This window comes from Neisseria sp. 23W00296 (assembly GCF_044772855.1).
Classification (GTDB): domain Bacteria; phylum Pseudomonadota; class Gammaproteobacteria; order Burkholderiales; family Neisseriaceae; genus Neisseria.
This window is the reverse complement of record NZ_CP173024.1, coordinates 300,862-313,601: the sequence shown is the minus strand read 5'-3', so window position 1 is coordinate 313,601 and position 12,740 is coordinate 300,862. Positions and strand designations below refer to the sequence as shown.

General features: G+C 58.7%; 12 protein-coding genes. 5 read left to right on the top strand and 7 right to left on the bottom strand.

The genetic code is table 11. The annotated features are described in order from the left end of the window. The first annotated feature begins 45 nt into the window (after positions 1-45). Both dusB and ACG2K1_RS01675 read left to right on the top strand, forming a co-directional pair. Entirely contained in the window at positions 46-1,068 is a 1,023-nt protein-coding gene (gene dusB, locus ACG2K1_RS01680) for a tRNA dihydrouridine synthase DusB (RefSeq protein WP_009426777.1), read from the top strand. Between the two features lie 112 nt (positions 1,069-1,180). Further along, positions 1,181-1,420: a Fis family transcriptional regulator gene (locus ACG2K1_RS01675; protein WP_036496425.1), complete on the top strand. Its 240-nt coding sequence runs from the start codon at positions 1,181-1,183 to the stop codon at positions 1,418-1,420. 228 nt (positions 1,421-1,648) lie between these two features. Here ACG2K1_RS01675 and ACG2K1_RS01670 read toward each other — a convergent pair whose 3' ends face one another. After that, on the bottom strand, positions 1,649-2,131 hold the full coding sequence (locus ACG2K1_RS01670) for an ester cyclase (RefSeq protein WP_009426775.1): 483 nt from the start codon (positions 2,129-2,131) through the stop codon (positions 1,649-1,651). 52 nt (positions 2,132-2,183) lie between these two features. Next, entirely contained in the window at positions 2,184-2,840 is a 657-nt protein-coding gene (locus ACG2K1_RS01665; RefSeq protein WP_395429311.1) for an NAD(P)-dependent oxidoreductase, read from the bottom strand. A 158-nt stretch (positions 2,841-2,998) separates the two neighbouring features. Between ACG2K1_RS01665 and ACG2K1_RS01660 the strand changes: the two genes are divergently transcribed. The 3 genes from ACG2K1_RS01660 (at position 2,999) to ACG2K1_RS01650 (ending at position 5,730) form a co-directional block, all read left to right on the top strand. Continuing rightward, complete coding sequence (locus ACG2K1_RS01660; RefSeq protein WP_009426773.1) at positions 2,999-3,892, top strand: LysR family transcriptional regulator; 894 nt, start codon at positions 2,999-3,001, stop codon at positions 3,890-3,892. A gap of 108 nt (positions 3,893-4,000) precedes the next feature. Further along, the gene (locus ACG2K1_RS01655; RefSeq protein WP_009426772.1) at positions 4,001-4,870 is read left to right on the top strand and encodes a DUF808 domain-containing protein; all 870 of its coding nucleotides are present in this window, start codon (positions 4,001-4,003) and stop codon (positions 4,868-4,870) included. 56 nt (positions 4,871-4,926) lie between these two features. Further along, a complete protein-coding gene (locus ACG2K1_RS01650) occupies positions 4,927-5,730 on the top strand; it encodes a carbon-nitrogen hydrolase family protein (protein ID WP_009426771.1) in 804 nt (267 codons plus the stop codon). A gap of 218 nt (positions 5,731-5,948) precedes the next feature. On the opposite strand, the gene nuoN is transcribed toward ACG2K1_RS01650, so the two are convergent. The 5 genes from nuoN to nuoL all read right to left on the bottom strand — a co-directional run bounded on the left by nuoN (position 5,949) and on the right by nuoL (position 12,711). Continuing rightward, positions 5,949-7,394, bottom strand: a complete 1,446-nt coding sequence (gene nuoN / locus ACG2K1_RS01645) for an NADH-quinone oxidoreductase subunit NuoN (RefSeq protein ID WP_094031030.1) — start codon at positions 7,392-7,394, stop codon at positions 5,949-5,951. Positions 7,395-7,403: 9 nt separating this feature from the next. Continuing rightward, positions 7,404-8,903 (bottom strand): NADH-quinone oxidoreductase subunit M, encoded by a 1,500-nt coding sequence (locus ACG2K1_RS01640; RefSeq protein ID WP_395429309.1) that lies wholly within the window; start codon positions 8,901-8,903, stop codon positions 7,404-7,406. Positions 8,904-9,016: 113 nt separating this feature from the next. Continuing rightward, complete coding sequence (locus ACG2K1_RS01635) at positions 9,017-9,667, bottom strand: hypothetical protein (protein ID WP_009427131.1); 651 nt, start codon at positions 9,665-9,667, stop codon at positions 9,017-9,019. Positions 9,668-10,045: 378 nt separating this feature from the next. Next, on the bottom strand, positions 10,046-10,357 hold the full coding sequence (locus tag ACG2K1_RS01630) for a GIY-YIG nuclease family protein (RefSeq protein WP_395429308.1): 312 nt from the start codon (positions 10,355-10,357) through the stop codon (positions 10,046-10,048). Between the two features lie 323 nt (positions 10,358-10,680). Then, positions 10,681-12,711, bottom strand: a complete 2,031-nt coding sequence (gene nuoL / locus ACG2K1_RS01625) for an NADH-quinone oxidoreductase subunit L (RefSeq protein WP_395429307.1) — start codon at positions 12,709-12,711, stop codon at positions 10,681-10,683. Between the last annotated feature and the right edge of the window lie 29 nt (positions 12,712-12,740).

Genomic DNA, 12,740 nt, shown 5'->3' with positions numbered 1-12,740 from the left:
CGCCCTTCCGCTATATAATCGCGCCCTTTTTTCCACCCGCATCCCATGTTCTCCATCGGTTCATACCTTATCGAAACCCCCGCCGCCCTCGCGCCGATGGCGGGCATCACCGACAAACCCTTCCGACAACTGGCACGGCGTTTCGGCGCGGGCTACGCCGTCAGCGAAATGCTCAACAGCGACCCCTCGCTGCGCCACACCCAAAAAAGCCTGCACCGCAGCGATTTTGCCGGCGAAGAGGGCATCCGCGCCGTGCAGATAGTCGGCAGCGACCCGCAGCGCATGGCCGAAGCCGCCCGCTACAATGCCGAGCAGGGCGCGCAGATTATCGACATCAACATGGGCTGCCCGGCGAAAAAAGTCTGCAACGTGCTGGCCGGCAGCGCCCTGCTGCAAAACGAAAAACTGGTCGGCGACATTCTGACCGCCGTCGTCGCGGCGGCGGGCGTACCCGTCACCCTCAAAACCCGCCTCGGCTTTTGCGAAAACAACAAAAACATCCGCACCATCGCCAAAATGGCCGAACAGGCCGGCATCGCCGCCCTCGCCGTGCACGGCCGCACCCGCGAGCAAATGTACAAAGGCGACGCCTCTTACGAACTCATCGCCCAAGTTAAGCAAGACATCTCCATCCCCCTGTGGGTCAACGGCGACATCGCCTCCGCCGAAAAAGCCGCCGCCGTGCTGCGGCAAACCGGCGCCGACGGCGTGATGGTCGGGCGCGGCGCACAGGGCAGGCCGTGGCTTTTCGCCGAAATCAAACACTTTCTGCAACACGGCACGCCGCCCGCACCCATTGCCTTTCAGACGGCCGCCGACACCTTTTTGCAGCACCTCCGAGCCATGTACGCCTTCTACGGCGACACCGCCGGCGCACGCATCGCCCGCAAGCACATCGGCTGGTACACCGCCCCTTTCGCCGAGGGCGCCGCCCTGCGCAAACAAGCCAACACCCTCGACAATGCCGCCGCGCAATACGACGCCGTCGCCGCCTTCCTCGATACCGCCCCCGAGCGCCGAAGCGGCTTATGGCCGTCTGAAACGGCCAATGCGGCTAACAAAATTTAAAGAACTGTTACAAACCGTTTTTTTTGCTTACAATAGCGCCTGACATTGACGGGCTGCCGCCGCGCGGCGCAACAGACTAAAAAACCTAAAAAACCATCCAGACGAGTGCACCATGCCGAACCGAACCACCGACATCGCCCACTGCATCGAGCAAAACCTGCATCAGTATTTCCGTACCCTCGACGGCGAACCCGCCGCCAACGTTTACGGCATGGTGCTGCGCCAAGTGGAAAAGCCCATGCTCCAAGTCGTGATGGCGCAATGCGGCGGCAACCAGTCCAAAGCCGCCGATATGCTCGGCATCAACCGCAACACCCTGCGTAAAAAACTGCTCGAACACGGTCTGATCTGAGCCGCGTCCGAACCCGTTGAGGCCGTCTGAAAGCTTTTTCAGACGGCCTTTAAACTTTTTCAGACGGCCTTTTCCCTGCCCGCATCCGTTTTTCAGACGGCCTCCCGCCCGCACGGCAAACGGCAGGCCGTCTGAAAAAAGCCAACCCGTCCTGACAGCCGCACGCAAAAAGGCCGTCTGAAAGCCCAATCTGACTTTCAGACGGCCTTTTGCTTTTCAGACGGCCTGTTAAAACACAGAGCGGCCGCTGACGGTTTTGTCGGGCACGGCCTGAATCACGTCCCAATGTTCGACGATTTTACCGGCCTTGTCGAAGCGGAAAATGTCCACCACCGCTTCGCCCTTGTCCTGCGGCGAGGTGCGGCTGAACACGTGCAGCGCGACCAAATCGCCGTCGGCCAGCACGCGTTTGATCTCGGCGCGGGACTGCGGGTTTTCTTTCAGAAACGGTGCGAACGCATCGACAAAAGCCTGCGCGCCGTCGGCCACGCCGGGATTGTGTTGGAGATAGCTTTTGCCGACGTATTTGTCGGCCGCTTCCTGCACGCGGTGTTGGTTGAACGCCATTTCGTAAAACGCCAGCGCGTTGGCTTTGTTGCGCTCGGTTTGGCTTTGCGCCTGCTTGACGGCGGCTTTGGCTTTCGGCGCGGCGTGTACCGTACCTGCCGACAGCGCGGCGGCGGCAAGAATCAGGGCGATGGTTTTTTTCATAACGGGTTTCCTTGTGATTTATGGGTTGAATCGGTTTCAGACGGCCTGCCGCTTATTTTTCGGCCACGGTAAAGCGTTTAAACAGATGCGCTTTGTTTTCCGCATCGTCGGCAATCGCGGCGGCCAGGTCGGGCAGGGCGATGTCGGCGGGCGAGCCGTCGGCGTTGAGCAATACGTCGTCCGCACCGATGCGGTATGCGCCGGTTTTTTCAAATTTCACAGGGTTTACGGCAAACATGGCGGCAGGCGAGAGAAACGCCCAGTTGACATCGCGGCGTTCGCGCAGGCGGTTCAGCAGCTCGCGGGCGGCGTTGGCACCGGGATACACGTCGGCCGGAAAATCGGGCGTGTCCACCAGTTGCAGACCGGGCGCGACATTCAGGCTGCCCGCACCGCCGATGACCAATAAATACGGCACTTGCGCCGCCCACGCCGCCGCGACGATGCTGTCCGCGCCGCGTGTGAAATCGGCGGCCAGATTCGGGTTGTCCCAGCCGGGGTTGAACGCACTGACCACGGCATCGAAACCTTTAAGCTGCGCTGCAAAATCAGACGCGTTGACATCGGCGGCAACGGCATCGACGTTGGCCGCTTGGAACACTTTTCCCGTATTGCGGGCAAACGCGGTAACGCTGTGGCCGCGCTGCGCCAATTCCTGTACCACGGCATTGCCGACCAAGCCTGTTGCGCCGATAACTGCGATTTTCATGATGTACCTTTCTTGTGTTGGTTTGGCGATGCCGCGCATTTTATTGACAAAAGGGCGGCGCGATAATAGCCTGCGGGCTTACTTTCAAATTAAGTACAGCTTCACAATCAGGCCGTCTGAACCGTTTTCAGACGGCCTGTGCAGAAACAGGAGACCCCATGCAGGAAATCAAATCTTTGCTCACCTTCGCCACGCTGCTCGAATGCGGCACGATGTCGTCCGCCGCCGAAAAACTGGACATGACTCCGTCGGCCGTCAGCCAGCACATCAGCCGCTTGGAAAGCACCTACGGCGTGAAGCTGCTCAACCGCAGCACGCGCTCGCTCACGCCCACCGACGCGGGGCGGGCGCTGGCGGATTCGTGCCGCCGTCTGCTGCGCTGCACCGAAGAGGCGTTTGCCACACTCGGGCAGGTCAATACCGACGTCGGCGGCAGCATCAAAATCACCCTGCCCTCGGCCATGGCCGCCCATCCCGCGCTGCACCGCAGCCTGAGACGCCTGCTGCGCGACCACCCCGCCGTGCGCCCGCAGCTGCTGTTCGGCGACGGCCTGATCGACTTGCAGCGCGGCGATGCCGACATCGCCCTGCGCGGCGGGGAACACGCGCTCGATGACGAAAATCTGGTCGCCCGCCTGCTGACGCGCCAGCGCTGGCTGATCTGCGCCTCGCCCGACTATCTCGCAGAACACCCCGTTGCCGCGCCGCAGGATTTGGCGTCCTGCCGCTGGCTGCGCTACCTGCCCGCGCGCCTGACGATGCGGCGCGGCACGGATTTTTTCGAGCTCGACACGTCGCAAGGCATTTACTGCGGCCAGCTCAACGCGCTGGCGGAACTGGCAAAGGCGGGCTTGGGGCTCGCGCTGTTTCTTGACGGCGACATCGCCGCCGATTTGGCAGAAGGCCGTCTGAAAACCGTGCTGCCCGACTGGACGCTGCCTTCCGTGGATGTGTACGCGGTCACGCCCTACCGCATCCAGTCCGCCCGCACGCAGGCGGTGTTGGACATTCTTTTGCAGGAGTTCGACAAAGAGGGAGAAAAGGCCGTCTGAAAAAGGTCGTCTGAAACGGCTGTTTGGACGCAAAACCTGCTTTTCAGACGGCCTTTGCCCGTATAATCCGCTCTTTCCGTTGGGACAAACCGTCCGAGAAAGGCTGCTATGGCTTTCGCTTCCCTCTTTACCCTGCTCGACGACATCGCTTCGGTGCTCGACGACGTGTCGCTGATAACCAAGGCCGCCGCCAAGAAAACCGTCGGCGTGGTGGGCGACGATTTGGCGCTCAACGCGGGTCAGGTCACTGGCGTGTCGGCCGAGCGCGAGCTGCCCGTCGTCTGGCGCGTGGCCAAAGGCTCGCTGGCCAACAAGCTCATCCTGATACCGGCCGCGCTTTTGCTGTCGTGGCTGCTGCCCGCGCTGATTACGCCGCTGCTGATGCTGGGCGGGCTGTTTCTCTGTTTTGAGGGCGTGGAAAAGCTGCTGCACAAGTTTTTCCGCCGCCCCGCTGCCGGACATTCGCCGCAGGCCGTGCCCGACGAATTGGACAGCGAAGAGGCGAAAATCAAAGGCGCCATCCGCACCGATTTCATCCTGTCGGCGGAAATCATCATCATCGCGCTGGGCACGGTGGGCGCGGGTGCGCCGCTGCTCGACCGCACGCTCGCCCTGCTGCTGATCGGTGTGGGCATGACGGTGTTTGTGTACGGACTGGTGGCGGTGATTGTGAAGCTCGACGACTTGGGGCTGTTTTTCATCCGCCGCGGCGGTGCGCTCAAAGGCTTGGGGCACGGCCTGATTGCCCTGATGCCGTGGCTGATGCGCGGCCTGAGCGTAGCGGGCACGCTGGCGGTGTTCCTCGTCGGCGGCGGCCTGATTGCCCACAATCTGCCTGTTTTGGCAGACTTTTTACACCATGTGGGCATACACGACGGTTTGGCGGGCGCGATTGCCGCCATGGCCGTCGGCCTGCTGGCGGGCGCGGCGGCCTGCGCCGTGGTGCTGCCACTGATGAAGCTGTTTGGCAGGCATTAGGAGCGGTTGGCAATCAGCCTATCTGACACGAACAGGCCGTCTGAAAGGAAAAAAACATGGAAAAAATCCGCGCCGCCGTGGTGCAAATGGTTTCCTCCGCCGATCCCGCAGCCAATATCCGCGCCATGCGCCGCCTGGTGCGCCAAGCGGCGGACGCGGGGGCGGGCTGGGTGCTGCTGCCCGAATACTGGCCGCTGATGGGACACGCCGACACAGACAAGCTCGCCCTTGCCGAACCCTTCGGCGCGGGGCGTTTTCAGACGGCCTTGGCAGAGGCCGCCGCCGAATGCGGCGTGGTGCTGTTCGGCGGCACTATTCCGCTGCACAGCGGCGAAGCAGGCAAGGTGCTCAACAGCATGCCGGTTTACGGGCGCGACGGCACTCTGCTCGGCCGCTACGACAAAATGCACCTGTTCGGCTACTCGGGTTTGGGCGAGCGTTACGCCGAAGCCGACACCATCGCGGCGGGTGGCAGCGTGCCGAAGCTGGCCGCCGACGGCTGGCCGCTGGCGCAGGGTATCTGCTACGACCTGCGTTTCCCCGAATTTTTCCGCGCCCAAGCCCCTTTCGCCGCACTGCTGCTGCCCGCCGCCTTCACCTACACCACGGGCAAGGCGCATTGGGAGTTGCTGCTGCGCGCCCGCGCGGTGGAAAACCAGTGCTATGTGCTGGCGGCGGGACAGGGCGGCACGCACGAGAGCGGGCGGCGCACTTTCGGCCACAGCATGATAGTCGACCCTTGGGGCGACATCCTCGCCGTTCTGCCTGAAGGCGAGGGTGTGATCGCCGCCGACCTCGACCCCGTGCGCCTCAACAGCGTCCGCACGCGGCTGCCCGCGCTGGCGCACCGGGTTTTATAGAGGCCGTCTGAAAAAGGCCACTGGGGATTTGCCCTGATTGTTGCGGACAGGTACCAAAGGCCGTCTGAAAGCGGATCTCGCGCTTTCAGACGGCCTTTTTGCTTTCTGCGGCTATGACGTTTGTTTGCCGCTTCCGTTTGCCGTCGCATCTTGCCAAGAGCACAACGAAAAAGGCCGTCTGAAACGGGGTTTCAGACGGCCTCTGTGTATCTGTGCAATCAGCCTGCGGCGGTCTGCACGGCCTGTACGCACCAGTCCATCACGCTTTGCGGCAGGATGCCCCACAGCAGAAGCAGCAGGGCGTTGGCCGAGAGTACGGCTTTCGCCACCGCGCTGCCCGGTCTGATGCGGACGTTTTGCGGTTCGTCGAAGTAGATGGTACGCACGACGCGCAGGTAGTAGAAGGCACCGATCAGCGACATAACGACGGCGAACACGGCCAGCCACAGATAGCCTTTGCCGACCAGAAGCTGGATCACCTGGAGTTTGGCGTAAAAGCCAACCAGCGGCGGGATGCCTGCCATCGAGAACATGGTGAGCAGCATCAGGAAGGCGTACCAGGCGTTGCGCTGGTTGAGACCGGCCAGGTCGGCGATGGTTTCGCAGTCGGCCGTTTCGTCGGAAAGCTGCATCAGCACGCCGAAGCCAACCAGCGCGGTGGCGACATAGGTAAGCGCATAGTAGAGGCCGGCGGAGAAGCTGATGCTGCCGCCGAGGAAGGCCAGCAGCACGAAGCCCATGTGCGAGACGGTGGAATAGGCCAGCATGCGTTTGAGGTTGGTCTGCATAATGGCGGCGAGGTTGCCGACAAGCAGGGAGGCGACGGCAATCACGGCCAGCATCTGCGTCCAATCGGCATGTTCGTTGTCCATCGCGCCGTAGAGGATGCGGGCGGCGAACACGGCAGCGGCCATTTTCGGCGCGCTGCCGACGATGGCGGCAACGGAAGTCGGCGCACCTTCGTAGACGTCGGGTACCCACATATGGAAGGGCACGGCGCCGAGTTTGAAGGCGATGCCGACAACGACGAATATCAAGCCCAGTTTCATCAGCCAGGGCTGATCGAGGCCGCTATAGCTGTTGGCGAGAATGGTGGCGAAGTTGAGCGAACCGGTTGCGCCGTAAATCATGGAAACGCCATAAAGCAACAGGCCGGATGCCAGCGCACCCAAAACAAAATATTTCAGCGCGGCTTCGGCGGAGCGGGCGGAATCGCGGCGCAGGGCAATCATGGCGTAAAGCGACAGCGACAGCAGCTCCAGCCCGATGTAGGCAACGAGAAAGTGTCCCGCGCTCGCCATCATGCTCATGCCGGTGAGGCCGAACAGCGACAGGGTGTAGAACTCGCCGCCGAAAATGCTGCGCACGCGGTTGTAGGGCGCGGCGTAAACGAAGGCGGCGGCCAGCGCGGCGTACATGGTGAGCTTGGCCAGCTGCGAGAGGCCGTCTGAAAGATACATATCGCTAAAAATGCTGACGGCGACTGGCGTCCAGACATAGCACTGCGCGGCAGCGGCCAGCGCCAGCACAAGCAGGCTCAGATAATGGGTAACGCGGCGCTGACCGTCTTTGAGCCACAAATCAATCAGCAGCACGGAAAACAGGCCGCACAGCAGCACGATTTCAGGCAGCGCGGGGAGCAGGTTCAAACTATTCGTATTCATTCACACACCTCAAATCTTGCTTTGCGCCACTTGGGTAATCAGATCGTTGGCCGCCTGATGCACCACGGCGATAAACGGCTCCGGCCACAAGCCCATACCCAACACGGTGGCGGCCAACACCGCCAAAATCAGAAACTCGCGGGCGTTGATGTCTTTCATCTCGGCCACGTGCGGATTGGTAATCGCGCCGAAAATCACGCGTTTGTACATCCACAGCGTGTAAGACGCACCGTAAATCAGCGTCAGCGCGGCCAGCGCGCCCACCCAGAAATTTACTTCAACCGAACCCATAATCACCATAAACTCGCCGACAAAGCCCGAAGTCGCAGGCAGGCCGGCGTTGGCCATGCCGAAGAGCATCATAAAGGCGGCAAACTTGGGCATCACATTCACCACGCCGCCGTAATCGGCGATGTTGCGCGTGTGCAGGCGGTCGTACATCACGCCGATGCACATAAACATCGCGGCGGAAACGAAGCCGTGCGAAATCATCTGCATGATTGCACCTTTGAGCGCCCAGTCGTTCAGACGGCCGTCGAGAAACAGGAACATCCCCAGCGTAACAAAACCCATATGGCTGATGGACGAATAGGCCACCAGTTTTTTCATATCGGTCTGCACCAGCGCGACCATGCCGATGTAAATCACCGCAATCAGGCTCAACACCACAATCGCCGGTGCGAAAAAGCGCGACGCGTCGGGCAGAATCGGCAGGATAAAGCGCAGGAAGCCGTATGCGCCCACTTTCAGCGTAATCGCCGCCAGCACCATCGAGCCGCCGGTCGGCGCTTCAACGTGCGCGTCGGGCAGCCAGGTGTGCACCGGCCACATCGGCACTTTCACGGCAAACGACAGGAAAAAGGCGACAAACAAAATCTGTTGGATGCCGAGCGGAATCTGTTTCAGATTCTGGAAATCGGCAATCGCAAAGCTGCCGCCTGCCTGATACGACAGATACACCATCGCCACCAGCATCAGGAGCGAACCCATCAGCGTATAGAGAAACAGCTTCACCGACGCATACACGCGGCGCGGGCCGCCCCACACGCCGATAATCAGATACAGCGGAATCAGCATGCCCTCGAAGAACACATAAAACAGCAGGGCATCCTGCGCCGCAAACGCGCCGTTAATCAGGCCGCTCATAATCAGAAACGCCGCCATATACTGCGCCGGCCGCTTCTGTATCACTTCCCAGCCCGCCAGCACCACCATCAGCGTGATAAAGGCGTTGAGAATGACAAACAGCACCGAAATACCGTCCACCCCCAGCGCGTAGTTGATATTGAGCGTGGGAATCCACTGGTGGAATTCCTGAAACTGGAAGCCGCCGCTCAAACGGTCGAAACGGGTAAACAGCGGCAGCGTTACCAAAAATCCGGCCGCCGCGCCAATCAGCGCAAGAATGCGCGCCAACAGCGCCCGCCGGTCGGAACCGGTCGCCAAGACCAGAATACCGGCCGCTATCGGCACCCAGATTGCCAAGCTGAGTAGGTTGTTTGAAAACATAGTGTTTGCCTGTGGTTTGTAAAAATAATTCGGTTTGGGTTGCGTGGGTGGGTTGGGTAAAGGGGTTTCAGACGGCCTTTCGGGTTTTCAGGTAGCCTTTCAGACGGCCTCTGTTATTTCAGGCTGCTTTTGAGGCCGTCTGAAAACGGTGTTGCTTCTACTGCCGTCATTCCCGCGCAGGCGGGAATCTTGTCGGAGCTACAGAAACTTAAACTGCTTGGTTCTCCCATTACTCCTCGAGGAAACTGTCCTATCCATTTCATAAAATCGTTTATTAAAGTTTCATCTATAGTATTTTTATGGCCGGGGCCGATTTTTACTATTTCTAAAAATTCTTCAGGAATCATCTTAGCCTGATTGCCGAGATACCAAAATTTTTCGCAAACCAAGATACGATTGGGCTGCAAATCATCATATATTTCGCCTTTGCCATGCGAGATATTTTTAATCTGCTGCCATTGCCCATCCTGCCAGTAATAAATGTTGTCGCCTCTTTTCGCCTTTTCGTCTTGATTACTTGGTTTTTTTGCTTCAAAGCGCGGATCAATAGAATAATCTATCGTGCTCAACACCTCAGAGACAACACCGACATAAATAATTTTATTATTGCCGACACCCCGTGCAGAACCGGTGCCGACAAGAATATCGCCGATATTGGCACTCTGCCTGATCTTCGGCTTGCAGGTTGCCAAAGTTAAAAAACCGTAATACGGATTGGGGGCAAAGCCGGTATCATGCTTTACCACATAACTTGTTAATTTCATTTATACATAACTATTTACACCCGTCATTCCCGCCTGCGCGAGAATGACGTCTGTGGTGGGCACGGCTGTTTGCGGAGTTTCAGGCTGCCTTTGGTTTTATCCGCGTGCGTGGCAGAGCCACACACCCTACGACCATTGTTTTCAGGCTGCTGTTTGAGACCGTCTGAAAACGGTGTTGCTTCTACTGCCGTCATTCCCGCGCAGGCGGGAATCTTATTTCCGCTCCAACAATGGCGGCTTGAACCTGCATTCGTTCAATTCCACCGAGATTCCCGCCTGCGCGGGAATGACGGCAGTGGTGGGGCGGCTGTTTGCAGGATTTCAGACGGCCTTTTTGCTTTTCAGACGGCCTGTTTATTTTCAGGCTGCCTTGTCCTTCTAACGTATCAGACCGGCGAACAAATCCAGCCACTCGGGATTCTGTTCTTCTATCAGTCTGATTTTCCATTCTCGCCGCCATTTTTTCAGGGTTTTTTCTTTGGCGATGGCAGCGGGCATATGCTCGAACAGTTCGTACCACACCAGATCGTGCACATTGTAACGGGCGGTAAAGCTGTCGAAATCAAGGCTGTTTTTATGTTGCCATACCCGCTCGGGCAGGTTCATGGTAACGCCGATATACAGCACGCCGTTTCTGCCGCTGGCCATAATATACACGGCAGGCTGTCCGGCTAAGGGATGGCGGTGCATATCGCTTCCTATTTTGGGTTTTGCAGAAGCCTGCAAACCCGCTTTCAGACGGCCTTTCGTTTTTCAGGCTGCTTTCAAGGCCGTCTGAAAACGGCTGTTTCTTTCTGTTTCGTCATTCCCGCGCAGGCGGGAATCTTTTTCCGGCTTCAATGATTGGCAGTTGAAACACGGGGTTGCTGCATCTGCGCCAAGATTCCCGCCTGCGCGGGAATGACGGCAGTGGGTGGGCGTCTGCTTGCAGGGTTTCACGCGGTGTTCTGTTTTTCAGACGGCCTTTTTGCTTTCAGGCTGCCCTGCAACCCAAAGGCCGTCTGAAACACCAATTATCCGAACCAAAGCCCCCAGAAAAACGCCACAATCAGCACTAGTACGCCGGTTACCATAAAGGCGGCGTAGGTGTAGATAAAGCCGGTTTGCATTTTGCGTACTTGGGCGGAGACGGCGCCGACGAGTTTGGCGCTGCCGTTGACGAGGCCGTTGTCGATGATGGCGGTGTCGATGGCTTTCCAGAAGAATGTGCCCAATGCGCGGCTGCCTTTGGCGAAAACGTTGTAGTAAATCGTGTCGAGGTAGTATTTGTTTTCAAACAATACGTACACGGGGCGGAAGGCGGCGGCGATTTTGGCGGGCAGACCCGGGGCTTTGATGTACAAGACCCAGGCGCTTACCACGCCTGCGATAGCGAGATACAGCACGGGCGAGTGCAGGCTGTGCGACACCATCGCCAGCGCGCCGTGGAATTCTTCTTTCATCAGGTGCATGGTGGGGTGTGCTTCGTGGTTGACGAAAATCACGCCTTTGAAGAAGTCGCCGTACAGCATGGGTTCGATAGCGATGTAGCCGATAATCACGGACGGAATGGCCAGCAATACCAGCGGCAGGGTTACTACCCACGGGCTTTCGTGCGGGTTATCGTGTTTGCCCAGGCCGTGATGGTGGCCGTCTGAATGATGATCGTCGTGGTGCTCGGGCAGCTCGCGCCATTTTTCTTTACCGTGGAACACCATAAAGTATTGGCGGAACGCGTAAAACGCGGTTACAAACACGCTGGCGAGTACGGCGAAGTAGGCAAAGCCGCTGCCGGGCAGGTTGCTGAGTTTGGCCGCTTCGATGATGGAATCTTTGGAATAGAAACCGGAGAAGAAGGGCGTGCCGATAAGCGCCAGATTGCCCAGCAGCATGGTGAGCCAGGTGATCGGCATGTATTTTTTCAGGTTGCCCATATGGCGCATGTCTTGGTCGTGGTGCATACCGATGATGGCGCTGCCGGCGGCGAGAAACAGCAGGGCTTTAAAGAAGGCGTGGGTCATCACATGGAACATGGCCACGGAGTAGGCCGACGCGCCCAGCGCCACGGTCATATAGCCGAGCTGCGACAGGGTGGAATAGGCCACCACGCGTTTGATGTCGTTTTGAATTGTGCCGAGAAAGCCCATAAACAGGGCGGTAATTGCGCCGATGACCATGATGACGCTCAAGGCGGTGCTGCTCAATTCGTAAATCGGCGACATGCGCGACACCATAAATAGGCCGGCAGTAACCATCGTTGCCGCGTGAATCAGCGCGGAAATCGGCGTCGGGCCTTCCATCGAGTCGGGCAGCCAGACGTGCAGCGGGAATTGGGCGGATTTACCCATTGCGCCGACAAACAGCAGCAGGCAGGTTACGGTAATCAGCGACCACTGCACGCCCGGAACCAGCTCGATGGTGGCGTTTTGCACCTGCGGCAGATAGGCGAACACGTCGGCATAGCGCAGGCTGCCGCCGAAATAGGCCAGCACCAGCGCGATGCCCAGCACAAAGCCGAAGTCGCCGACGCGGTTGACCAGAAACGCTTTCAAATTGGCAAAGGTGGCCGACGGTTTTTTGAAATAAAAACCGATCAACAGATACGACACCAAGCCCACCGCTTCCCAGCCGAAGAAAAGCTGGATGAAGTTGTTGGACATAATCAGCATCAGCATGCTGAAAGTAAACAATGAGATATAGCTGAAAAAGCGTTGGTAGCCTACTGCTTCGTCGTGCATATAGCCGATGGTGTAGATATGCACCATCAGCGACACGCCGGTGACCACCGCCATCATCATCGCCGTCATCGAATCGACCAGAAAGCCGACCGAGAAATCAATGCCGCCCATTGTGAGCCAGGTATAGACGTTTTCGTCGAACTTGGCGCGCGAGCCGTCGATAAAGCCCCACAGCACCCAGCCGGACAACACGGCCGACACCGCCACGCCGAGTATCGTTACCGAATGCGCCCCTGCGCGGCCGATTTTGTTGCCGAACAGCCCCGCCAGCAGCGAGCCCGCCAGCGGCAGAAGGGCGATGGTGAGGTATAAAGTCATATCAGTCATGTTGTGAACCTTAGGGGTTGAACTTTTAA